Origin of the sequence: Veillonella sp. CHU110 (assembly GCF_003992255.1) — a bacterium.
In the GTDB taxonomy this organism is placed as follows: domain Bacteria; phylum Bacillota; class Negativicutes; order Veillonellales; family Veillonellaceae; genus F0422.
On sequence record NZ_RQVA01000021.1, the window covers coordinates 1 to 24670 of the forward strand.

Consider the following 24670-nt stretch of genomic DNA (forward strand, 5'->3'; position numbering starts at 1 on the left):
GCCTACTTTTTTGCATAAAAAAATATACCTTGGGGGGATGGCTTTTGCTGTCCCCCCAAGATATATTATAGAGCCAAAAAAAGCACTCTATTAAATAGAGTGCTAAAAGTCGCTGTATGCGGATTCGAACCGCATCTTTATAACAATATGTTATCGTCGTGCCAGTAGACCAACAGCTATTTTTCTTTATTCTATTATCCCATAGTTTTAAAACCTTTACAACTATAGTTTATTTTCGTAGAGGACTCCCTCCCCTCGTTCGGGACATTTACAGAATCACACCACTCTCAAACTATTGATACAGCAACCATACGATGAAAAGGGTTTGAGACATTTACAGAATCACACTACTCTCAAACTATTGATACAGTAACCATACGATGAAAAGGGTTTGAGACATTTACAGAATCACACTACTCTCAAACTAAGGCATCCTCCAAAACCCTACGATATCTGTTTGAGACATTTGCAGAATCACACTACTCTCAAACGCTGATCATGCTCGTAAGATTGAGCGTCGCGTTTGAGACATTTGCAGAATCACACTATTCTCAAACATGTGGAGGTATACAATGAAACTCATACAAGTTTGAGACATTTGCAGAATCACACTATTCTCAAACAATGCTAGAGGTAGCTCTTCAAAATAATAAGTTTGAGACATTTGCAGAATCACACTATTCTCAAACAACAGCGGGACCTAGTAAGAGGCCGATATTGTTTGAGACATTTGCAGAATCACACTATTCTCAAACGTACGTCTTCCGTCTCACCTACGGCATCCTGTTTGAGACATTTGCAGAATCACACTATTCTCAAACTGTCATATAGAAATGGACAAAGATGCTTGTGTTTGAGACATTTGCAGAATCACACTATTCTCAAACAATGTATTCATGGGATACGAAAAGATGTTAGTTTGAGACATTTGCAGAATCACACTATTCTCAAACCATTTACCTAACGCATATCGCATTGCTTCCGTTTGAGACATTTGCAGAATCACACTATTCTCAAACCCCGAGGAAAGACTTTCGGAGTACGAAAAAGTTTGAGGCATTTGCAGAATCACACTATTCTCAAACCCCAAATACGAGTTCAGGGTTCCAAAGCTTGTCCAGTCACCACCAAGTGTAATTCCATAAATCCCTTTATATCAAACAAAAGTCACTATCTAAAGTATACCCATTAATTAGAGATTTATCAATATCCTTCATAACTTGTGAAGTAGAAGAAATACATAAGACACAAAGTTGTTTTGCTAAAATGGTTTTAAAAAATAAGTCCAGCTCCTCTAAGTCCAAATACATTTCTATGTTAGCAATGACAAACAGATCTGGTTTCAATAATTCATTGACAATATCCATATAATCGAGTAATCGATCAACAGCATCTTTATCTGTTTCATGGACTTTGAAAGCTCCTAACTTAATAATATCTGTAGCCACAATCTCTTCTTTATGCTCTATATCAATAAATGAAGACAACTCAAGAGTGTAAAAGAATTGATGTAGCTTTGTCACTATATCATGTAACTCTTCTATCATTAAATTACTTTCTTTTAAAAGGTTAGTATTCAACTTAGTTAGAATAGATTTACTATTTACATCAACTTGTATTGGGTTCATTATCATATGAATTTCTTTATCTATAGCTTCTCCTTTTGCATTTACATTATAAATCCAAGGACCTTCCTCTCCATGACATTGATCATACAACTGTAAGAGCATATGACGAAATAAGCTATGCTTTTCAATGCATAGATAATTAATTTTTTGGACATTCAGATCAACTTCAATGGTTGAATCCTGATAAAAAAGTTTCATAGAACAATCACTCTTTCTGTAGTATCTAAAATTTCAGACTGTATGTCTCCTGTTAATATTTCCATTTTAGAATATTGTTTTTCTGTCACTGTTAATAAACAAATATGTCCATCTACTGGTTTATGTTCACGCACTTGCTTTACCAATAAATTCACGCTCGTTGTATTTAAAACTAATTTAACATATACCGATTCTTGGAGCATGATAAATCCATTCACTAATAAAAACTTTCGAAAATCACGATACGCCTTTTTATGTATGGACGTATCAGTCGGCAAATCAAACATTACTAATACTCTCATAAATCTATAGCTCATAATTAATAAACCTAATTAAATCAGGATCCCTGTACGTTAAGGCATCTAACACACTCTTACAATACATTCCTATAGCATCTTTCAAAATAAAAGTTGTTCCATCTACTTCCACATCCAAAGACAACAGTTCGATCAAACTATATTTTTCTTCTCTACCAAATTTTTGTAATTGGGAACTAACGACTTGATTATCTACAAATACACGTAGTACTTCCACCAAATCCGACCCTAAATTATATTGATTAAATTGATTTCGATGATTAATTCCTAATTGCGTGATATAGCCATTTTTGACAATTTCACGATTAACCGCAGAAAGAAATATACTATAGCCATAATCTAATCCTGCATTGATTGGATTTTCTTGCTCTCTCGTGAAAGTATTTCCAAATAGGCTATTAAAGTATACCTTTGCTGCATGTCCTTCTCTCTGAGTTATATCATTGAACTGAATCTCTTTCCTATACGTATCGAGCATCATACTACCTTCATGATGATCAAATTTTTCAAGCACTCGTGCTTGATTATGTATTTTTTCAGCTATTATGTAACTCCAAATAATTCCTTTTATATCAGAATCCCACTCTGCTTGCGATCGGCATCGTTTACTTGTATTATGGCATCCATATAAAGGCATAACCTCACTACTAGGGTTTCTCTTCTCATCACAGAATATAATTTTTACTTTAGCTTTAATTAATGCATTGAGCAGAACGGCAGTTAAACTTACCGCTGTAGACTCAATAATAACCATGTATATTTCATCAATAAACACTTTCTTTACATCGAATCCCTGCCGAACAATCATATAATTCATTTTAAAATCAAGTTTAGATTGCTTAGTTATAACTACCGTTCGCCAACTCATAGCTTCTCCTATTTTATTTTAATTTCATTTTCGTATAAACCTGTGATAGATGTTGTAATGACACTAAAGTTTTCAGTATTAGATACATTAATACCTACTGTAGATCTTGAACTAGTCATTCCAATTTTACCTAAATCTCGCTTCGTTTTAAAATTTGTTAATACATTTAATAATTCTAGCAATACATTAGCTTGTTCCTCTAGTGATAAGTTTATGAATGCATCAAATCCAATAGTCCGGAACGCTTCTAATTTATTTCCTTTCATTTTAGCAAATAAAGGAGTCTTCAACTTTGTTAATAATGATTGATATAAAGAAATATTTTGATCTTTAGTAACTATTATTTCATTATCTCCATATGATGTTTTTATATCTTCAATACGGAAAGTTTTTGGATTTTCCACTTTTTGGAATGCAACTTTTTCCAATAATTTAATATATACACATGATGTAAGATCCAGAACTACATCAATGGCACTATCTAGACAAACATTTGCTCCTGTTTTCCCTCCCATAAAATAAGTAAACCCATTAACATTTACCTTACTTCCAATATATAGTCCTTTATACAGTATTTGAATATCTGCAATAGATGAAGGTTCTTTGCAAGTACTTAAATACACTTCTTGTATAGCGTTTTTGATATCATTTCTTTTAGATACATATAATGGAAGCGAAAAAATTTCAATTCGTGATTTATCAGATGTATCTGTAATTTTCAAAATAACATATTCAGCAATAGTCATTTTTGTCCTTCCACCATATTTTTCCACATCACTTAAATGCACATCTGATGATTTCAACGGCAAGTACACGCCTTTCTTGGCTACTCCTTTTTTGTACACCGTCTCATCAGATAGTCCACCTTTTTGCGGTACTGCTCGCTGTGTTACTCGAACATCATTGCTCCGCATCATAGTTTTTACAGTTTCCATACTTGCATCTGAATCCCAAATGATTGTATTTTTATCCTCGGTGGAGCGAATGTTCTTTTCAAACATTTTCGTCAAATTATAGGTTCGCTGCGTGCCATTTTGTTTAGCAAAGAAAAAGAAATTTTTTGTGAACTTTTCATGATATACATTGCCCACTACAATATTTAGGTATGCATCCTTTGCGTGATGATGATGATTGATGGACCGCACTTTTATAAAGCCAAAATCTCTTCTAAAATCAGAGACATTTTCTGCTTTAGAAAATACTATATCTGTATCTGGATACAATTGACGTAATAATGTTGTTACAGCCTTAATAGACTGATTCGTAGATACTAACTGCCGATTTATAAATTGATTTAATTCATCATCCGTTAACGGCTCTACCCGTACTAAGCGATCGTATTTCTTTTCCGAGATAAATCCACGGTCCCACAATAATTTCCAAAACCCTTTTTGTTTCGCCTGAATCGGTGCAGCAATTGGGAACCGATCTGTTTTCTCCGCATTCAATTGTTTTTCTACCAATACGATATTATGCCAACTGTCATCTTTCGTTAAGCTCCGTGGATAAATATGATCGATATCATACTTGTCGGTAAACAATTCATGAATGTCAATTCTACGACCAGAATACATGCACCGCCCCATTTGTGTAAAATAAAGATATAATTTTTTACTATTCAAGGCAGAATCTTCTTTAGATTCCAACTCTTGTTGTAAAGCATGTACATCTTCATCCTTAATTTGTTTATATAACTCAACTAACAAAGCTTTTCTAGACTGAGTTCGCTTTTTATCTGCTTTATTTGTACGAGCTACTTCCACAAATATTTTCTTTGGTAGTTCTTTGTGGATAGATACAAGCTCATCAAGAATACGCAATGTTTGCCATACACTTCGTTTTACCATTGGAGATAAGGACAAGTCTTCTAGCATTTCAAAGGCGGTTTTCTCTTTTGCACCTAATACATGAGTCACGTATTCTTGTACGACATCAATAAATGAGTAGGAAGAACTTAATAACTGCATCAAGTTTTCATTGCCTTTACGCATATGTTCAATAATAGTGCCCGCTTCCGCATCATCATCGTTCTTTTTCATGCCCCAAATTTCAGACAAGAATTTTCTAGATAATCGTCCCCAACCGGTATAAGTAAGTTTACTCAATTTATTAACTTGTTCTACCGTTAATCGTTCTCCATAATAGTTTTTTAATACCTGCCGTAACATATCTTTACTTTCACCAAAAATAGTAATATAGCGAATGATATCTTCTGCCATCGTATGGTCAAAGTCTTCACCCAGAATACGAGCCATATCTCTGTGAGATGTTAATTTCGTAGCAATTTGTTGATCCATACCTGTTATAATCGGCGATTGGGACACATAGTTATTATCTAGTAGATATTTTGCTACCACTTTTTTTGTAGCTGTTTTACTATCTTGCAAAGACATGAAGTGGTCTCTAATAAATGCGTGTTTCACATCGGTTGGCAATGGTTTATCATTAATACGAATATTGTTTAATTCATTTAGTAATGAGAACTCTGCATAGAGCAATGAATATTTAGGCAATACATCTTGGTCAATTAAATAGGTACATTTGTTAGTCAAGTTTTCAATAAATTTAACTGCCGATGCATGGACATCAATTTTTTGTTCAAAGTTCCACGGTAATACTTGGCCCGCTTCTTTACGGACAACCCATGCGTACCCACCATTTTCAATAGAATGTGCTGGATTTAATGGTCCCACATAATAGGGGATTCTAAATTCTAAGATAGAAATAATTTTGTCTGCCACAGTCAATCCATCTTCTACTTCATTTAAAAATGGAAAGTTCACCTTTGCTTTGTCTATAATACGCACCAATTCTTCTTTGTGTAATTGATAAGGTACTACTCCATTTTTACTAATTCGTTGAAGTGGTAAAAACACACCTTCTTCTATTTTTTGTAATACTGCGGCTGTATCTTCTGTTGGTGGTAATCCAGATACTACTTTTTTCACATATTTGAAAAAGTCTTCTTCTGTTGTTGACGTATTACCATGAATCCCCTGTTTAATATATTTTACATAATTGCATCCTTTATCCTCATCTTTGACAAACATATCAATATATTTATCTCTATCTAATCGGAATACTCTTTTCAGCAATTCTAAGTCTTCTTTATGCTGCTCATAGGATTCTATTTTCGCCTCTGAAAGTGATTGCCCTGGTTTTATGATAGAACTAATAACAATAATATCATGTAACATTTTGCACTGATCCACCATAGCAAATCTGTCGCCCCATACTTCTAGATAGGCATCTCTCACATCATCATAAATGATCTTACTAAAACAAATATCTTTAAACTCTTTATCATCAGGTGCGGCGATATCCACATCTTCTTCTGTAAACAAATCTAGTAAATTTGACTTCAATCCAACAATAAGATTACCCCATGCTTTTAACCGTTTTTTATCGATACTAGACAATTTTTTCCCATTAGCAATGATAGGTTCTAACTGTTTTACTGTATCACTACGTCCTACACTTCTATCTAATAATAGAGAGACTACAGAACTAAGTACATTATCATTAACAATATATCCACCAAATCCTAATTCTCCTAACGTAGCTTGTACTACTTCATTAATTTCTCCATCAACAGAAAATTCTTTTTTACCATATAAAAAGTTTCCTCTATTTTTTAAAATATGATGAATAGCCAAAAATAACAAGCGTACATCTTTTGTACCTTCAGTCATCAAGTGATAACGCAAATGGTAAATAGTCGGAAACGCCTTATAGTAGTCCACATCTGTATAATGGTCATCTATGAATAAAGTGTATTTTACTGGATTTGTCTTATCTTCTATATGATATTTTGATTCATGAAGACGCATGAAAAATGTTTCATCTACAGCATTGATTTCTTTAGCAAACAATGATTCTAATAAAAGCAATCGAAACTTACGGCGTTGTAAACGGCGACGACCAGACCGTTTCATACGAGTATCTACCGCTGTTAAGGCTTCTGTAAATAGTCTGGATCCCCACATTTTATGAGATTTGAATTTCAATAATTCATACTTCTCATTGGTAGCAGCCCAACCCACAGAGTTTGTACCAATGTCAAAACCGATATAATAATTCCCCTGTTTTAAACCCTTGTGTTTACAAATCTGATCCTTGTGTTTGTCAAAATCACTCATTGTACTTCTCCCTTCCCATAAAATATAAACGTATCATACATTGCAAAGGCAATATCAATGCCTATCTATCAAAATGAATATTACCCTATGTTATTTAATTGTATTATACTACTAAAAAATACTTGACTCTATATCTTTTTTTGTATACAATAAAAGCATCTCAAAGACGTTTGAGACATTTACAGAATCACACTACAAGTTCAAATACGAATTTATTTTCATCGCCCTTGTGGCACCCGCTGTGGGTACTTAACTCAATTCATCAGGAATTGAGTTTTTTTATGTTTCAAATACAACACAAAAAAGGAACGTTGATTACTATCGATCAACGTTCCTCTTCTTTATAACTACCGCCCTTTCACCCACCGCTGATATCCTTTCCACAACAAGAAATACACAACAGTGGCCACCACAATGACAACGGTCAGACGCCCTAGGTTATCTTGTAGCAAAACTGCATCATGTCCTACGATTACTTCCAATGCTGTAGACGGAAACTTACCAATTAAGTTAGCAATGATATAGTCCCGCAGGGAAATCTGACTAATCGCCCCTAATGCAGTGATGACACCACTAGGAAAGTACGGAATGGTACGGGCAAATAACATGACAGCTAAGCCATTCTTTCCGCTAAAGTCATCTACTTTCAGCAAAAATTCACTTTTTTCAATGACCTTATGAGCCGTATCACGCAAGATGTATCGCATAATCATAAAGCTCAGCACAACACCTACGGTTTCCGCTAGCCAAGAAATGATAATTCCCGGAACGACCCCAAAGAGCAAGCCATTAGCTGTGGAAAAGAAGATGGACGGCAAAAATCCTAATGCATTAATCAATACATCCAAGACAAAGCTAATCACCATGGCCCAAGGACCATAGGATTGCAATACTTCTGCCATACGATTCACATCTCCTGATATGACAAGTTCCCACATATCATCATAGAATTCTGGAACAAGGATATGCACTATCACACCTAGTGCTACCAATGCTCCCAACAATCCTAATTGTATGTATCGTTCCTTCTTCTTATCATTCATTCCCATACCTTCTTTTCTCAGACTTCTTAGCCTCTGCCATCTAACACAAGTTTATCATGAATGGCACGTACAGCTGTTTTGATATGTTCTTCTGCAATCAAGCAAGAAATGCTGATTTCGGAAGTGCTAATGATTTCAATATTAACATCCTCATCAGAAAGAATACCAAACATTTTAGCTGCTACACCTGGTTGACCTAGCATACCAGCTCCAACAATGGATACTTTTACCATATTTTCATTAATAATGCATTCTTCCATAGACATCGTAGTGCTCAATGTGTCTAACACTTGTTTTGCCAAGTTTACATCATCACGAGTGATGGTAAATACGATATCTGTACATTTATCATCTGTGGTACGAATGCTTTGCACAATCATATCCACGTCGATACTTTTATCTGCTAAGGCTTGGAACACTTGATGTGCCACGCCTGGAACATTCTCTACACCTACAAGACTCACTTTAGCAACATTTGTATCATCTGCAACGCCTGTAATGGCATATTGATTTGCTTTCATTGTATACTCCTCTCGAATAATGGTTCCCTCTTCATCACTGAAAGTAGAGCGAACATGGATTGGCACCCCATATCGATGTCCCATCTCAACCGCTCTTGGTTGCATAACACCAGCCCCCAAACGTGCCATCTCTAGCATTTCACCATAGGTGATTTCTTTCAACTTAATAGCTCCTGGTGCTACACGCGGATCTGTAGAATATACACCATCTACATCTGTGAAAATTTCGCATACATCCGCATGCATAGCCCCTGCTAATGCTACAGCTGTTGTATCGGATCCACCACGACCGAGTGTCGTAATATCCCCTTCTTCTGTTCTGCCTTGGAAGCCTGCCACCACAACGATATTGCCATCATCTAAGGCACGTAATACACGTTCAGGATTGATATCTAGAATACGAGCTTTTCCAAAAGCATCACTAGTAGCAATCCCCGCTTGTTCCCCTGTCATAGAAACGGCTGCATGTCCTTTAGCTTGGAATGCTAAGGCCATCAATGCAATCGTTACTTGCTCTCCCGTAGAGAGAAGACGATCCATTTCACGACCATATGGCATAGACGTTACTTCTTTCGCCAATGTCACTAAGTCATCTGTTGTATCTCCCATCGCAGACACAACAACAACAATACGATCATCAGCTTGTTTATCACGCAATACGCGATCTACAATATTAAATATTTTTTCAGGTGTTGCTACAGAGCTACCACCAAATTTTTTTACAATTAATGCCACTGCAATCCCTCATCTAATAATATATATAGTAAAATAATGTCTCTAATAATCTATCACACTACACCAGTATTGTAAAGGATTTTTGTATACTTTTATTTTATTTTTATTATACATTTGTCTATTTACAGTAGATACTTTATATATTCATACTATTGCCTATCACCAGTTATATATAATATATATAACATATACTAATCCGGACTAATATCCAAACTACAAAAGGGCAGTTGCACAAAATACAACTACCCTTTTTATCATCGTGATATGCTATCCAACGACAGCCTTTTCTTCATGTAATTATGCTTCTACTACGATATCTTTTTCAGATTCCCACAAACCGTGGATGTTGCAGTAAGAAGTTGCGATCAAACGACCAGATTTTTTGAAAGAAGCTACTACTACGCCAGCAGATTCAGCATGTACAGGACCTTCGTTAGCACCTGTAGGAGCTTCACCATGTACATTGAACTCAAGACGAGCTACTTCGTAAGGAAGTTTTGTACCTTCTTCTACGTAGTATAATTTAATCCAAGAAATGTGATGTTCTACTGTATTAGGATGTGCAATATCTTTGCCCACTTCTAAATCGATAACTACGCGTTCACCAGCTTTTACAGTGTCAGGTGCTGTGATAACTGGAACGTGTTTTTCTGTTGCAAATTCTGCTGTTTTTACATAATTAGTGATTGCCATAGGTATAACCCCCTTGAATTAATATCATATCCAAACATGGAAACCTTTCCATGTAAAGCACTAAAATCAGTACAATATTATTGTACTTGTTTTTATAGACTTAATCAAGGACTATTTTTAAGTTTTTCGATATGGTTTATGCATAATACTTTTATTTTTAGCATACTATATTAATAAATAGCATAGTTAGCAACTCAATTAGAACTCGATACCTCGTTTCGCTTTAATACCTTGTTGATACGCATGCTTCACAACTTTCATTTCCGTCACTGTATGCGCTAGTTCAATAATCTCTGGCTTCGCATTACGTCCTGTTAAAATCATATCCAATCTTTCTGGCTTGTGTTGCAACAAGTGCACTGCTGTTTCTACATCCACTAATCCATAGTGGATGGCATAGTTAATCTCATCGAGAATAATAAGATCCCATGCATCGGATTGCACTTCTCGTTCCACCATAGCCCACGCTTCTTTCGCAGCTTGTTGATGTTCTTTCATCTTCTCTTCTGACTCTTCTTGTTTATGAAAGATAAATCCTTTCCCCATGGAACGAATTTCTACGGTAGGTAACAAATCTATGCCTGCCAATTCACCATAATTAGCGCCACTTTTAATAAATTGTAAAATCAACACCTTTCGACCACAACCTGCAGACCGAAGGGCCACTCCAAGTGCTGCCGTTGTTTTTCCTTTACCTTCACCTGTATTGACTAAAATTAATCCTTCTGCCATAGTTTCACCTATCCTTACATACCATATATACTAGTATCATTACCAATTATCTATTCAATCTTCGAATATATTAAAAACCACCTACTATGGCAGGTGGTTTTTGTATTTCAATCGCTCTATCGTATCTGTGTGAGGCTTCCACCTGATAGTATATCCAAACACTTCACACTAATACTCACTTCTTTATGAGTGCTTACTATATCGTTCACAGGAGTCTACAAAACATCTAGCTGCATCCTCACTACCCGAAAAATTAATATGCAAATAGGAAGCTAAGATATTTTTATGTGCATAACCTCCTTGGTAGGCTTTCGGTTTACGTCCCCCGACTAACTCAAAAGCCCAAGGAAATGGACTTTGTGTTGGAGTCATTGTAGAAAAATGGAATTCATGGCCACGCAAATGATCTTTCACAGATCCTAAAATATTAGGTTCTAGCATGGTGGCGCTCACATATCCTACCCGTTGCAATGTTTGTTGCATTTCACAAGTAGCTGGCACTAATCCCACCATTGGGTACGTATGTCCTTCAAAATCCGTAACAGCCTCTGTCATATACATCAATCCACCGCATTCTGCATAGATAGGCATTCCTTGTTCACTGGCTTGGCGAATGCTATCCTGCATAGATGTATTGACGCTTAGTTGCGATAAAAACATCTCTGGGAAACCACCTCCAAAGAATACTCCATCTACATCAGGCAATGCCTTATCTTGAAGAGGACTAAAGTAGTGAAGTTCTGCTCCTGCTGCCTCTAAGGCTGCTAAGCTAGCTGGATAATAGAAGGAAAAAGCTTCATCCATAGCAATTCCTATACGAGCGCGTTTTTCAACAGCTGTAACAGATTCCATATCCGCGGTCGGTAAATCTACAGCACTTTTCCCGAGCTCTACCAAAGCATCTAGATTGACCATTACTTTCACCGCATCGCGAATCGTAGCAATCGCTTCTGTAGGATCAATTTCTGTAACAGGCGTTAAACCTAAATGACGCTCTGGAGACTGCATCCGTTCATCTCGACGAATGGCCCCCAATACAGGAACCCCTAATTTTTTCATAGCAGAACGAATCATATGCTCATGATTATCCGACCCCAATCGGTTTAAAATGACACCTCCAAATTGCACCTCTGGATCATAATCACGAAATCCTTTTGCAATGGCTGCTGCACTTTCCCCCATGGCCTTACAGTCGATGACAAGCACCACTGGAGCTTGTAAATCCTTAGCCACTTGCGCAGTAGAACTTACACCTTCTCGGCCTCCATCATAAAGGCCCATCACACCTTCAATAATGGAAATATCTGCTGTTTCTGCTTGCCCCACAAAAAATGGAACTAGTTTATGGGGTGGTACAAGCCATGTATCTAGATTATAACACTCTCGTTGGCTAGCAATTTTATGAAAGCCCGGATCAATATAATCCGGGCCCACTTTAAATGCCTGTACCACCTTGCCCTGCTCTGTCAAAGCTGCTAACAGCCCTGCTACTATTGTTGTTTTCCCCACACCTGAATTGGTGCCGGCTATGACAATTCTTGGTCGTTGTACAGTGTTCATAGAATACCTCTTAGCGATCTTTACGTTTCGCCAAAATTGTAGATAAATAATTTAATTTTGTATCAGATGGCAACGCATCTACATTGTGATATACTTCCTCTTCTGGTAAACCCACGCGGGAAATCATCACAGCCTCATCTGCCATATCATGTTTACGAAGTGTGTCTTGTACTTCTGCAAAGTTTCTATAGACTTTCATGATAACCGCATCATCAGCCACTGCTAATACAGCATCGATTTTTTCTTTTGGTGCCGTCGCAGGAATGATAGCCAATACTTCTTCTTTTTCGACGATTGGATATCCAAGGTGAGAACCGATAGCGCAGAACGCCGTCACACCAGGAATCGTTTCAATCTCAAATCCAGCAGATTCTACTAGACGATACACATACATGTATGTACTGTAGAACATTGGATCCCCTAACGTTAAGAACACAACTTGTTTACCTTGCTCTAATAAACCAGTAATGATTTGGCGAGCTTCTTCCCAGCCTTTAGATTGTTCATTGTCGTCTAATACCATTGGAAATACAACCGGCACGATTTCTGTATGCTCTTGAATATATGGTTCTGCAATATGCAATGCTACAGATCCATCTTTCTTTTCAGTTTTCGGTGTAATAATAACGTCTGCTTCTCCTACAATACGAGCCGCTTTCACCGTCATTAATTCAGAATCCCCTGGACCTACACCAATACCATATAATTTACCTTTCATAAGGACACCTCTTCTATCTAAACAGGGTTAGTGAAAGCCACTATACCCAACAATACTCGAACTTAATCAGTATATCATGAATACTATCTAATGTATACGAAATTACACCTTGAGCTCAGCCCATAGGCTCTTTAGAGGAGCCACAAAAACACTCCATCTATACTACTAGATTATAATCGGTTTTGATACAACCCTTCCATCGCATCTGCCAAATGTTCTGCATAAATATTTTGAATCTCTGGATACTCACCAAGACCTTTTTTGTATTGTACTACTTCATAGCCTGCCTCGTTTAATACTGATGTCAAACTATCTTCTTCATCTCCAAATAGATCATTTAATGCATGGTCTCCACACACTAATAATAGTGGATGCAAATGTACTTTTTTATGGATATGTCCTTCTTGTTCCCAGTGTTGCAACACATCTTCTGGGGTAGGGAAGTTCTCTAATGTAGCAATCGATGTATTACGAATCCCTTCATGTTGTAATTTCAACTGTAACACTGCATAAGAAGCATTACCTACATTAAACCCACCATGACCTACTAATAACAAGTCTTCTGTGTTAGGGACGTTCAAGTTTTTAATAAAACGATCCATTAAAGTTTGATAATCATCTGGCACTTCTTCCTCTTGACCCATGAAATACAGTAATGGACGACCTACTGCAATCTCTTTGATGGACCCTTGCCCTTGGAATGCCATAATATTTTTACGAAGTTTATCAAATTCCGCACCACCTACTAAATGTGTTGGCTGCACAATGACACGTTCAAATCCATCTGCCATAATGGATTCCATTGCTTCTATTTCATTTTGAAACACAATATTTCTATCTTTTAACCGTTTTATGACAATACGAGATGTGAAAGCCACCCGCACTTCATGATTAGGATGCTCCTTTTGAATAGCCGCAACAACTGGTAAAATTTGATTTTCTCTAGCACTATCTACTGTTGATCCAAATGACGTAACTAATATTACTTCTTTCATGTTATACCTCATACAAATAATTAAGAATATACCTACCATATAGTGTATAAAAAAAATAGCATTCTGTAAAATAAATATAAATCATCATCCAGTCACTTCTCGTACACCTCATACAAGTAAGATCTGATATGCAGTCATATCACAACAGGGATTCACCGTATAACTGAAATGATCTCCTTTGTTTACGTTCACAACAAGAAAAAGAGCTACTTCTAGTGATAGCACAACTAGAAATAGCTCTTATCTATATTATTTTACAGTAATAGCAATATCATCGTCTTCCACGACAACATGAAGTGTTTTACCCTCTCCTGCTCTGCCTTCCAGAATGGCATCAGAAATTGGATCTTCTACTAATCGTTGGATAGCACGTTTTAATGGTCTTGCCCCCATGGCAATATCGGTACCTTCTGCTACGATTTTCGCCATAGCTTCATCAGATACTTCCAGTTCCATCCCTTGTTCATGCAAACGAGTAGTCACCGATTGTAACAAGATACGTACAATTTGTTGTAATTGCTCTGTTTCTAAGGCATGGAATACGATCATTTCATCCACTCGATTCAAGAATTCTGGACGGAAATGTGCTTTTACGGCTTGCAACACTTCTTTTTTAGCAGATTCCGTATCTTTTTTTGTATCCCCAGACTCTTTGGCCGCTAAGAATCCCATAGCAGCAGTATCTTCTTTTAGATACTTAGCACCCAAATTGCTTGTCATAATGATCACTGTATTTCTAAAGTCTACTGTACGACCTTGGTTATCTGTCAATCGTCCATCATCTAAAACTTGTAATAAGATGTTAAAGAAATCAGGATGTGCTTTTTCCACTTCATCAAAGAGGATTACACTATATGGACGACGGCGTACAGCTTCTGTCAATTGACCGCCTTCATCATAGCCCACATAGCCCGGAGGCGCTCCCACTAAGCGACTCACCGCATGTTTTTCCATATATTCTGACATATCGATACGAACCATAGCATTTTCATCACCGAATAGGTTGGATGCCAACGATCTAGCTAACTCTGTTTTACCCACCCCCGTAGGTCCTAAGAATAAGAAGGATCCAATTGGACGTTTCGGATCTTTCAAGCCTGCTCTAGCACGTCGTACCGCTTTCGATACAGCTACAACGGCTTCTTCTTGTCCGATGACACGTTGATGAAGCTCTTCTTCTAATTTTAAAAGACGCTCTGACTCTTCTTCTGCCACACGAGATACTGGAATGCCACTCCATTCAGATACAACAGCAGCAATTTCGGATTCTGTAACCACTAATTTAGATTCACTCTCTTTGTGGCTATCTTCTTGCTTAGATGCAATATCTGCTTCCAATTCTTTTTCTTTATCTCGTAGCACCGCAGCTTGCTCGAACTCTTGTGCTGTAATGGCTGCTTCTTTTTCTTTTTGGATACGAAGAAGTTCATCTTCTAAGGCTTTCACATCTGGTGTTGCTGTGAATACAGCCATTCGTACTTTAGAAGCCGCTTCATCCATGACATCGATGGCTTTATCTGGCAAGAATCGATCCGCAATATAGCGACTCGATAAATGTACGGCTGCCGCTAACGCATCATCCGTAATTTGCACTTTATGGAAGGCTTCATACCGATCACGCAAGCCTTTCAAGATGTGCAATGCATCTTCTTCACTTGGTTCTCCCACTTGCACCGGTTGGAAGCGACGTTCCAAGGCTGCATCTTTTTCAATATGTTTCTTATATTCATCTAATGTAGTGGCCCCAATGACTTGGAAGTTCCCCCGTGCCAAGGCTGGTTTTAAAATATTAGCTGCATCCATAGCACCTTCAGATGCTCCAGCTCCAATCAATGTATGAATTTCATCAATAAATACAATCATATCCTCATGCGATTGCACTTCATCCATCACTTTTTTCAAGCGTTCTTCAAATTCACCACGGTATTTAGCCCCTGCCAGCATAGAACCTAAATTCACTGAAATAATGCGTTTGTCTCGCAATACATCGGGAACATCGCCGCTTACGATTCGTTGTGCTAATCCTTCGGCAATCGCTGTTTTACCAACACCAGGTTCACCTATTAACACCGGATTATTTTTAGTACGACGACTTAAAATTTGTATCACTCGTTGGATTTCTGTATCTCGACCAATGACAGGATCAATTTTTCCTTGTTTTGCACTTTCATTCAAATCAATCGCATAGTCAGAGATGTCTCCTAAATCACCTGTACCCCCTTGTGCTGGAGTTCCACCTGTTTCGTCACCGCCCACGATAGCATTAACCTTTTCAACTACATCTTCTGGACGAATCCCTTTGGATGCCAATAGTTGCATAGCCACGCCACCACCATCGGACAATAGGCCTAGTAAAATATGCTCTGTTCCGATATAGTTGTGACCTCGACTATTGGCCGCTTCTTGCGCTAAATTTAGCACATGTTTAGTACGCGGCGTCATTTGTAATTGGCCGCCACTATGGGTACCTTTACCAACAGCTGCTACTACCTCTGCTTCCAACTCTTCTCCTTTGATACCTAGCGCAGCTAATGCACGAGCTGATACAGATTTTTCTTCCTCTACTAGCCCTAATAGTACATGTTCTGTCCCCACATAATTATGTTTAAATTCTATTGCTTTTTCTTGAGCAATCACTAATGCTCGTTTAGCCCCTTCTGTATATCTTTCTATCATAGTGTTCCTCCTTTTGAACCTTGTTCTAATATATCTCGAATCACTTGTGCTCGACGACTATCTCGCTCTTGTGTTCCCATCGTTGGCTTGCCAACTAGCTTACCTAAAAAATTAGGTCTTGTAATAACTAATAACTCTTGAAAGTTTAATGTGACAGGTAATAGCTTCATATCGACGCCTAACTGTACATCACTTAATAAGGACAATGCCTCTTCTCCGGATATACGCCGTGCATGACTTACAATACCATAGGACCGCCACACTCGATCTTCAATGCCTTCTCGATCCGTACTCCACAGTTCAGATCTCGACGCTTCTTCTTCTTTCACAACTCCTCGTACAATCTGTGTAAGTTGTTCAATGGTCGCCTCTTCGCTAATCCCCATTGTCTGTTGATTTGAAATTTGATACACATGACCTAACCCTTCAGAGCCCTCACCATAGAGCCCTCGTACAGAATAGCCCATGCGAATAATACTTCGAATAATCCGCTGCAACTTTCCAGTCATGGCCAATGCTGGTACATGAACCATCACCGATGCTCGTAATCCTGTACCTACATTCGTAGGACATGCCGTTAAGTACCCAAACTCTTTGGAAAATGCATAATCATATTTGCTTTCAATAGCATCATCAATAATCATTGCCTTTTGATAGGCTTCTTCTAATTGTAAGCCCAACTCCATAGATTGAATTCTCAAATGATCTTCTTCGTTCACCATAATGGAAATACGACAATCTTCAGAGATAATAACGCTTCGTCCTTGGTAGGATTCTGCCAGATTAGGAGAAATTAAATGCTTTTCTACTAACACATCTCGTTCTATGGGTTCTAATGTTTCTAAATTAATCTTTGTAAATATGGTACCATAGGCAGCTTGCAAAGGATTCATTACCGATCGCATTTGTCGTTCCACTGTCTCAATGGACTCTTTTTTGCCACGATTCGTAAATGGTATACCTTTAAAGTTTCTCGCCAATCGTATGCGACTAGATAATACGATGGGATGAGCCTTTTCAGTTCCTTTCATCCAAGGAGACATCGGTTCATCTAAAATTGTTTGTAACATAGCTCCTCCTTATTTGGATTCTTTTGACTCTTCTAACGATTTAATTTCATCTCGAATATTGGCTGCTTTTTCAAACAACTCTTGTTTCACAGCTTGTACCAGCTCACGTCTAAGCTGTTGAATTTGTTTCTCCACTTTTAAATCTGCCGCCCCTCGTTGTGGTACTCGCCCCTCATAGGAAACAGAGCCCTGTATCCGTTTAATCAAAGGTGTCAATTGATTTTGAAATGCACTATAGCAAGTATCGCAGCCCAACCTGCCAAGATGATTGAATTCTGAAATCGTCATTCCACATTGTGGACACTGGATTGTCTTGCTAGAATTCAACGTCCCCTGCGGATAGATGGCATTGGCAAAAAATTGATTATTAAAAAATGTATCATCAAACATAGAGGAAAACATGGAACTTTGTCCTTGTTCTTTTTGACTCGCACATTGTGTGCAGTAATGATGTTCCTCTTTCACACCATTTACAATCGATGTCATATGAACACTAGCTTGCTCATGACCACAAGATTCACATTTCATCACTTACACCTCCTCATTGACAATATTCATAATGGCCTCATAAAATCGTTCTGCCGATTCTTTTCTATACTCCATAGGCACATCTGTTAAGATCCTAAGAAATGCTTCATGTAACATCGCTGCTTCACGCTTTGTAATTCGCGCCTCTTGCATATGTTGAAATAATACCTTATCTACATGACCAATGGTGATCTGCGGTTCTTCCTCATTTCTACGCTGCACATGTTGCTGTAAAGGAATCAAAACATGTGTTGATTGTGGCTCTAAGATTCTCGTAATCGTAATCGACCCACCTAATCCACGTCTAGACTGTACTATAAACCCTCTATCATTAGAAAATCGTGTGCTCAATACATAACTAATCTGCGATGGTGCACAATCTAATGTTTCTGCTAATTCGTTACGTCTAACGGTAATACCTTCTTGCTCTTCTAATAGTTTTGTCAATATAAATTGTTCAATTTTATCTGCTAAAACACTCATAACTTCCTCTTTTCTGAATTCTATCTACTAAATAATAGGCCAAACTCCTTAGTTTGACTTTTTGTCTTTTTATCTTGAGTACAGTATATCTGACTTTTTGACCTTTGTCAAATACTTTTTTGACTTTTTGACTTTTATATTAAAAAAAGTAGCATATCCTATTGGATATGCTACTTCTAATGTCTACTTGTTCTTAGTAAACAATTCCGCTCTTTTGTGTATATTTTGTGTGTTTTTTATGTGTTAGGTTTGTGTATGTTTTGTTTGTTGTGTGTTAGGTTTGTGTGTAAAAGCGAAATAGTATGATAAGACTTATCTAGACAATTATTGACGGCTACCTAATTTGGAGTCCAAGAATAATTGTGCAGAACGGCTATCTTGTGCAAATGTGAATTGATCTACTAAATCAGTTGCATTTGCTTCTTCTTCTACTTGTTCTTCTACGAACCAGTTCAAGAAGGATACTGTTGCATAATCTTTTTCTTCTAATGCTAATGCATATAAGTCGTGGATTTTGCCAGTGATCATTTGCTCGTGAGCCAATACTGCTTTTGCCACGTCTAATGGATTAGTCAAAGTAGATGCTGTATTTTTTACATCACCTAATGTTACTTTTTCATTGTTGCTTTGTAAGTAATCGATGAATTTGAAAGCATGTGTTACTTCTTCTTGGTATTGTGCACGTAACCATGCGGAAAAACCTTTGAAGTTAGCATCAGCCATAGCTAAAGAAAGAGCTAGGTACGTGGATGCTGCGTTAAATTCGAAAATTACTTGTTCGTTCAAAGCTTGAGCTACTTTTTGATTCATTGTTTTATACCTCTTATATACTAAATTTTAAAATACTAATCTGATGTGCTCTCTGTTCACATCGTGTTTTCATTATAGCAAACTAATCGAGATAAATCAATATGCTATTTCTATTTTTTTCGATTTTTTATCATTTATTTTTAAATTTGAGAATTATTTATAATAACATTAACTGAAATGCTCAACTATTCATGCATACCTTTTTGAAAGAGAGTATACTATCTATGCAAGATCTTTATTACTATTATTTTACAATGAATTGGAGGTGATGATGTATGATGAATTTTATGACCCGTGCTTTTAAAAAAGTAATGAACTCTACAGAAGGGAACAAAGTAAAAGTCTACATCATCTCTGGTTTCTTGGGGGCCGGTAAGACTACGTTTATACAGCAATTGATTCAAGAATTACCAGACCCATCCAAGATACTAGTGTTAGAAAATGATTTTGGACAGGTAAATTTAGATGGAGCCATCCTTAGAGAAAAAGGCTATACCGTTAGAGAGTTGACCTCTGGCTGCATTTGTTGCAGTTTAGCTGGAGATTTTAGACGAGCTTTGGCAGATATCCTAGATACTAAAGAATTAGAGTATATCATTATTGAACCATCTGGGGTTAGTCAATTATCAGATATTCTAGCCATCTGCAAAGATCCATCTATTGCCAAACGCATCGAGCTCACTGGTTGTGTATCCATTGTGGATGCTATGCGGGCTCCTATGTATTATAAAAACTTTGGTATCTTCTTCAAAGACCAAATCGCCTACTCTAGTCAGGTTTTCATTAGCCATCAAGAAGATGATCAGCTATTGCAAGAAACATTAGAAATTATCCGCACCCTAAATCCAGCGGCTCCCATCTATATATTGCCTTGGGAAGAAATTACACTTTCAAAATATATTTCCATGCACCCCCATGAGCAAGCAGTTTCTTCTCTAGCGCCTACACAAACGATCGAAAATCATAAAGGCCATCATACAGACCGGAACCATCCAGAGATTCCACATCATGATCACATTGCCCATCATGCGCAAGCAAAGGACTCTTTCTTGACATGTACTGTAGAATGTACATTACCTAGAACGATATCTGAGTGGCACATGCATTTACAAGCCTTAATCGATACGAATACTAGTGGTCATATTTTACGCTTAAAAGGTTGTATCCCCCTTTCCACAGGTGGTCAAGCCTTGGTACAATATAATGGAACTAGTTTGGAGATTACTCCTACTACATTACATGATTCCTATTTGACTATCATTGGACCTTCCTTAAACAATGATGCGTTGCAATCTTTTATTAATGGTACGATGTAAATGAGTATGCAAAAGATTCCTACCTATGTGGTGATGGGCTTTCTCGGCTCCGGGAAAACCACTGCCATCACTGCAGGTATTGAAAGTCACAAAATTTCTAATGTTTGTCTGTTTCAATTTGAGCAGGGCCTAACAAGTCCTGCTCTTTCCGACGACCGAATAAAAACCTTTTCTGTCGATGACGATCCTGATTCTATTGTTACGCAATGTTGTGAAGTATTGCACAACCATACCTACCGAGAACTTTGGATTGAATGGAACGGCGTGGGTTCTATCGAAACATTTGAACGTATCTGTTTACAATCTCCCTTAGGAGATATGCTAGATATTCAACACATTTATTATGTAACAAATCCTTCTTGGATTGAAACACAATTACCCTACTTAGGTGCCATTCCTTTATCACAAATACGATATAGTAATACAATCCTATTAGGGAACAGTACAAACGAAAAGGACAAACAATATACAGAACTTGCTCCAGATAGTACGTGGATTGGATGTCAAACCATTCAACAATGGACCTTGGCAAAACCAATACAAAAGGCAAAATCTCGGTGGAAACCATATGCCTTACTGATCTTAGCACTTCTATTTGGCTATATCTTTTATGCCCAACCGACTTGGATTACTATGACCACAGCGATCATGTTGCAAATGGTTCCCTTCCTACTCTTGGGCACAGGTATTTCTGTCATTGTCGAGCAGTACGCCTCTCCCTATCGGATTGAAAAGTACCTGCATCGTTCTCCTATATTAGCCTATGGACTCGCCATTGTGATGGCCTGTACCATGCCACTATGCGACTGTGCTGTCATCCCTGTATTACGGAGCTTAACACGACAAGGTATAGCTCCTAAGGTAAGCCTATTCTTTACGATGATCAGTCCTTTGCTGAATCCAATCGTACTCTTATCTACGTATTATGCCTTCCCAAAAGAACCGATGATTCTCTGGGGCCGGCCTATATTAGGAGTTATCTTGGCTTTCATTGTGAGTCAATATTGTGGCCCTCGCATCTTTGGCAGACATGATGCGTTCCCACCATGGAAACAGTTAACTCTCGTAAAATCCCTGTCAAATGACACTGGATTTTTTGGTAGATTACAAGAAGAAACATTACGCCTATTGCCCTTTATCTTAATTGGGTCTATACTTAGTAGTGGGTTACAATTATATTTACCGAAACAATGGTTACATGATATATCCCTATCTGGATCTATCTTAGTCATTTTCGCCATGATGATTCTCGCCTTTTGCGTATCCATCTGCTCCACAGCAGATGCCATCATAGCTCGGTCTTTCATCAGTGTCATTCCACTACCTGGAATTTTGGCATTCTTAATTTTTGGACCTTTACTAGATATTAAAAACTATGTATTATTACGAAACCTATTTCCTAGCTCTTTCGTGAAAGTATATAGTATATCCCTCATTGTGGGTACATCTATACTTTGCATATTATATTCACTAATAGGAGGTTATGCACTATGAAGTATATCCCTACTGTCAACATTCACGCAGCTGTAGAAGTTATCGCTTCTGCTAGTTGCAGTCTATCTTTATTATACTTACTAACAACAGGCTCTATTTATCGCCTTATCGCTCCTAATTCTTATATCATCGCATTATTATGGGCGTTGACATTATTATTACTTTGGAGCACGGTAAAAGCTAGTAGAAACATCTTCCGTAAATCCTATGGCTCTTCTTATAGAAATGCTATTCTGTATGGTTTGTGTACATTATTACTAAGCCCATCTATCTTCCATGCACAAGCATTTGCATTGCCTGCAGAAGAACCTGTAGACCAAGTGATTGCAGTAACAAAAGAACCTGTTCCTACCAATGATTACAAAAATATTGGTGATGGCATCGATGATACACATCGTCACATCACGTTAACATCTAGAAATTACTATGATACGATCTTGAAAGTATCTAATCACATTGAAAAATACAAAGGCTATACAGTATCCGCCACAGGCTATGTATCCTACCACGATAAAGCCTTGCAAGGTAATGATTTTGTGTTAGCTCGTGATTTAATGATCTGTTGCGTAGCCGATATGGCTCCATTTGGATTACCTACTGAGTATACATCCACTACTCCATTATTAGAGCATAGTTGGTATACTATGGAAGGTACTATCGGAACACGTAACTTCCACGGTGTAGAACAACCATATATCATCAACAGCAAAATTACACAAGCTGATGCCATTGATGGCTACATTTTCCCTAACTAATAGGTAAGTATATATCTTAAGACTTAAGAAAACCACGTATATCAGTAGTATCTCTGATGTACGTGGTTTTTTATTAAATATTATAAAAAATAAAACTGCTTTTCCGGGTTATAGGACAAAATGAGTTGGTAGACTAGTCCCATTTTTTTGTAATAGATATATCATAATTATGTAGATCACTCCATACAATTGCATCTCCCCCATGTAGGGATCATATCTTCTAAAGTTTCTCTTTCTGACATCTCTTTATATATCCTAGCTATACTTTTATCTGTTGGCATCACCTTGAGAATCTCATCATAGGGTAATGGATGTGGAGAGCGCATATAACACCACCAAAACACCGCTTTTATCCTACGTTCAACAGATAGTCCTCTATGGTTCCTTAACATGGCTCTTAATTGGGCATTAATACCTCCTTCTATCCTGTTATTTGTAGCTGGCAACTTTCTTTCATTAACTAATGCATCTTTAAGATAGGTAAATAGTATATCTTGTTTCACCAGCTGACAAAGAGACCGTTCTGCTTTTACTAGTCTTTCATGTTTGGGATGCAAGCTGCCATACTCATCTCTAGTCATTTCGCTTAAAAATGTTTTATACCTCTTGGACCAATTCTGAAAGCGTTCTTCCCATACTTTCATTTCTTCTATTCCATGGATAGCCAATAAGTCTTTTGCTAATACGTATAACTCTATTCCTGCTAATGTTTTGGGCCTAGATGTTGTATATCGCTTAATCTGGCAAAACACATGGTATAAACACCTTTGGATCCTAGCCTTTTTCCAAATTCGATTACATGCTTTTTTAAATCCAACTCCACCATCAGTAACCACTATAGTAGGTGAGGCAATCCTTTGTAATAATGCCTCCCATGCCGCTGCATGTTCGTATCTACATACATACCATCCCAAGACATGCGTATCATCACAACATATTAATACACATACTTTTCGTCCTAAATAGATACCATCAACATACACTACATCCCTATGTGTCTCTATTTTAGGTGGCATAGGCCATATTTCCCAAAATTGAACTGTATTTCGTCTAAATGTCCGACTACTTACAGACATCTCATCCTGTGTTTTACCACTTAACAACCATGCGAGAAACTGGTGAAAGTGTTTTATCGTACTATCAATAGTATTCGTAAATACTGTCTTACATTCACGGCACTGCCAACGTTGAGTTCCCTTTTTCGTTTTCCCATACTTATGACAAGGAAATCCACAATTTATACATTTTATCTGATTCATTATTCAGTCCTCCTAATGATAGATTATTTAGGAAAATTAAATATCAATCAGACCTGTAATTGCAAGGGGTTTCAGACTTTTTACCAACTCATTTTGTCCTACCTCAAAGTTCTTTAAAACAACTTTAAAATT

General features: G+C 37.4%; 19 protein-coding genes, 1 pseudogene and 1 CRISPR repeat array. Of the genes and pseudogenes, 3 read left to right on the forward strand and 17 right to left on the reverse strand.

Going from position 1 to position 24670, the window contains the following annotated elements; all coding sequences use genetic code 11:
• Positions 1–257: 257 nt before the first annotated feature.
• A CRISPR array of direct repeats spans positions 258–1085; the repeat unit is 36 nt; unit sequence GTTTGAGACATTTGCAGAATCACACTATTCTCAAAC.
• A 66-nt stretch (positions 1086–1151) separates the two neighbouring features.
• From csn2 to EO122_RS07720, 16 genes are all read right to left on the reverse strand, one after another.
• Positions 1152–1826 carry a type II-A CRISPR-associated protein Csn2 gene (gene csn2, locus EO122_RS07645; protein WP_127010068.1) on the reverse strand — a complete coding sequence of 225 codons (675 nt, stop codon included), beginning with the start codon at positions 1824–1826 and terminating at the stop codon, positions 1152–1154.
• Positions 1823–2128: a CRISPR-associated endonuclease Cas2 gene (gene cas2, locus EO122_RS07650; protein WP_164725996.1), complete on the reverse strand. Its 306-nt coding sequence runs from the start codon at positions 2126–2128 to the stop codon at positions 1823–1825. The genes csn2 and cas2 overlap by 4 nt, the downstream gene beginning before the upstream one ends.
• 4 nt (positions 2129–2132) lie before the next feature.
• Positions 2133–3011 carry a type II CRISPR-associated endonuclease Cas1 gene (cas1, locus tag EO122_RS07655; protein WP_127010070.1) on the reverse strand — a complete coding sequence of 293 codons (879 nt, stop codon included), beginning with the start codon at positions 3009–3011 and terminating at the stop codon, positions 2133–2135.
• Positions 3012–3019: 8 nt separating this feature from the next.
• Positions 3020–7150 carry a type II CRISPR RNA-guided endonuclease Cas9 gene (gene cas9 / locus EO122_RS07660; RefSeq protein WP_127010071.1) on the reverse strand — a complete coding sequence of 1377 codons (4131 nt, stop codon included), beginning with the start codon at positions 7148–7150 and terminating at the stop codon, positions 3020–3022.
• A 347-nt stretch (positions 7151–7497) separates the two neighbouring features.
• Complete coding sequence (locus EO122_RS07665) at positions 7498–8193, reverse strand: TVP38/TMEM64 family protein (RefSeq protein WP_127010072.1); 696 nt, start codon at positions 8191–8193, stop codon at positions 7498–7500.
• A 26-nt stretch (positions 8194–8219) separates the two neighbouring features.
• The gene (locus EO122_RS07670; RefSeq protein ID WP_127010073.1) at positions 8220–9449 is read right to left on the reverse strand and encodes an aspartate kinase; all 1230 of its coding nucleotides are present in this window, start codon (positions 9447–9449) and stop codon (positions 8220–8222) included.
• A 297-nt stretch (positions 9450–9746) separates the two neighbouring features.
• Positions 9747–10142, reverse strand: a complete 396-nt coding sequence (locus EO122_RS07675; RefSeq protein WP_127010074.1) for a class II SORL domain-containing protein — start codon at positions 10140–10142, stop codon at positions 9747–9749.
• Positions 10143–10340: 198 nt separating this feature from the next.
• Complete coding sequence (cobO, locus tag EO122_RS07680) at positions 10341–10874, reverse strand: cob(I)yrinic acid a,c-diamide adenosyltransferase (protein WP_127010075.1); 534 nt, start codon at positions 10872–10874, stop codon at positions 10341–10343.
• Between the two features lie 183 nt (positions 10875–11057).
• Positions 11058–12434, reverse strand: coding sequence for a cobyrinate a,c-diamide synthase (locus tag EO122_RS07685; RefSeq protein WP_127010076.1), 1377 nt, complete (start codon positions 12432–12434; stop codon positions 11058–11060).
• Between the two features lie 10 nt (positions 12435–12444).
• A complete protein-coding gene (cobI, locus tag EO122_RS07690) occupies positions 12445–13152 on the reverse strand; it encodes a precorrin-2 C(20)-methyltransferase (protein ID WP_127010077.1) in 708 nt (235 codons plus the stop codon).
• A gap of 170 nt (positions 13153–13322) precedes the next feature.
• Entirely contained in the window at positions 13323–14147 is an 825-nt protein-coding gene (locus EO122_RS07695) for a sirohydrochlorin cobaltochelatase (RefSeq protein WP_127010078.1), read from the reverse strand.
• A 249-nt stretch (positions 14148–14396) separates the two neighbouring features.
• Positions 14397–16823 (reverse strand): ATP-dependent Clp protease ATP-binding subunit, encoded by a 2427-nt coding sequence (locus EO122_RS07700; protein ID WP_127010079.1) that lies wholly within the window; start codon positions 16821–16823, stop codon positions 14397–14399.
• Positions 16820–17893, reverse strand: a complete 1074-nt coding sequence (locus EO122_RS07705) for a protein arginine kinase (RefSeq protein WP_127010080.1) — start codon at positions 17891–17893, stop codon at positions 16820–16822. Before EO122_RS07705 ends, EO122_RS07700 begins: the two co-directional genes overlap by 4 nt.
• Positions 17894–17902: 9 nt before the next feature.
• On the reverse strand, positions 17903–18421 hold the full coding sequence (locus EO122_RS07710) for a UvrB/UvrC motif-containing protein (RefSeq protein WP_127010081.1): 519 nt from the start codon (positions 18419–18421) through the stop codon (positions 17903–17905).
• Between the two features lie 3 nt (positions 18422–18424).
• Positions 18425–18904, reverse strand: coding sequence for a CtsR family transcriptional regulator (locus EO122_RS07715; RefSeq protein ID WP_127010082.1), 480 nt, complete (start codon positions 18902–18904; stop codon positions 18425–18427).
• Positions 18905–19228: 324 nt separating this feature from the next.
• Complete coding sequence (locus tag EO122_RS07720) at positions 19229–19714, reverse strand: ferritin (protein ID WP_126938230.1); 486 nt, start codon at positions 19712–19714, stop codon at positions 19229–19231.
• A 275-nt stretch (positions 19715–19989) separates the two neighbouring features.
• Between EO122_RS07720 and EO122_RS07725 the strand changes: the two genes are divergently transcribed.
• From EO122_RS07725 to EO122_RS07735, 3 genes are read left to right on the forward strand one after another with little or no spacing between them, the layout of a single operon-like run.
• On the forward strand, positions 19990–21030 hold the full coding sequence (locus EO122_RS07725) for a GTP-binding protein (RefSeq protein WP_127010083.1): 1041 nt from the start codon (positions 19990–19992) through the stop codon (positions 21028–21030).
• 6 nt (positions 21031–21036) lie between these two features.
• Entirely contained in the window at positions 21037–22524 is a 1488-nt protein-coding gene (locus EO122_RS07730; RefSeq protein WP_164725997.1) for a permease, read from the forward strand.
• Positions 22521–23279: a TIGR03943 family protein gene (locus EO122_RS07735; protein ID WP_127010085.1), complete on the forward strand. Its 759-nt coding sequence runs from the start codon at positions 22521–22523 to the stop codon at positions 23277–23279. The genes EO122_RS07730 and EO122_RS07735 overlap by 4 nt, the downstream gene beginning before the upstream one ends.
• Before the next feature lie 133 nt (positions 23280–23412).
• Here EO122_RS07735 and EO122_RS07740 read toward each other — a convergent pair.
• Positions 23413–24538: pseudogene (locus tag EO122_RS07740) on the reverse strand (IS1249 family transposase).
• Positions 24539–24670 lie beyond the last annotated feature (132 nt).

Excerpts from the sequence above, each read along its gene's own strand:
- EO122_RS07720 (WP_126938230.1), bottom strand. The coding sequence starts at position 19,714 with ATGAATCAAAAAGTAGCTCAAGCTTTGAACGAACAAGTAATTTTCGAA.
- cas9 (WP_127010071.1), bottom strand. The coding sequence starts at position 7,150 with ATGAGTGATTTTGACAAACACAAGGATCAGATTTGTAAACACAAGGGT.
- EO122_RS07700 (WP_127010079.1), bottom strand. The coding sequence starts at position 16,823 with ATGATAGAAAGATATACAGAAGGGGCTAAACGAGCATTAGTGATTGCT.
- EO122_RS07705 (WP_127010080.1), bottom strand. The coding sequence starts at position 17,893 with ATGTTACAAACAATTTTAGATGAACCGATGTCTCCTTGGATGAAAGGA.
- csn2 (WP_127010068.1), bottom strand. The coding sequence starts at position 1,826 with ATGAAACTTTTTTATCAGGATTCAACCATTGAAGTTGATCTGAATGTC.
- cobO (WP_127010075.1), bottom strand. The coding sequence starts at position 10,874 with ATGGCAGAAGGATTAATTTTAGTCAATACAGGTGAAGGTAAAGGAAAA.
- EO122_RS07685 (WP_127010076.1), bottom strand. The coding sequence starts at position 12,434 with ATGAACACTGTACAACGACCAAGAATTGTCATAGCCGGCACCAATTCA.
- EO122_RS07735 (WP_127010085.1), top strand. The coding sequence starts at position 22,521 with ATGAAGTATATCCCTACTGTCAACATTCACGCAGCTGTAGAAGTTATC.
- EO122_RS07725 (WP_127010083.1), top strand. The coding sequence starts at position 19,990 with ATGATGAATTTTATGACCCGTGCTTTTAAAAAAGTAATGAACTCTACA.
- cas2 (WP_164725996.1), bottom strand. The coding sequence starts at position 2,128 with ATGAGAGTATTAGTAATGTTTGATTTGCCGACTGATACGTCCATACAT.
- EO122_RS07715 (WP_127010082.1), bottom strand. The coding sequence starts at position 18,904 with ATGAGTGTTTTAGCAGATAAAATTGAACAATTTATATTGACAAAACTA.
- EO122_RS07730 (WP_164725997.1), top strand. The coding sequence starts at position 21,037 with ATGCAAAAGATTCCTACCTATGTGGTGATGGGCTTTCTCGGCTCCGGG.
- EO122_RS07665 (WP_127010072.1), bottom strand. The coding sequence starts at position 8,193 with ATGAATGATAAGAAGAAGGAACGATACATACAATTAGGATTGTTGGGA.
- EO122_RS07675 (WP_127010074.1), bottom strand. The coding sequence starts at position 10,142 with ATGGCAATCACTAATTATGTAAAAACAGCAGAATTTGCAACAGAAAAA.
- cas1 (WP_127010070.1), bottom strand. The coding sequence starts at position 3,011 with ATGAGTTGGCGAACGGTAGTTATAACTAAGCAATCTAAACTTGATTTT.
- EO122_RS07695 (WP_127010078.1), bottom strand. The coding sequence starts at position 14,147 with ATGAAAGAAGTAATATTAGTTACGTCATTTGGATCAACAGTAGATAGT.
- EO122_RS07710 (WP_127010081.1), bottom strand. The coding sequence starts at position 18,421 with ATGAAATGTGAATCTTGTGGTCATGAGCAAGCTAGTGTTCATATGACA.
- cobI (WP_127010077.1), bottom strand. The coding sequence starts at position 13,152 with ATGAAAGGTAAATTATATGGTATTGGTGTAGGTCCAGGGGATTCTGAA.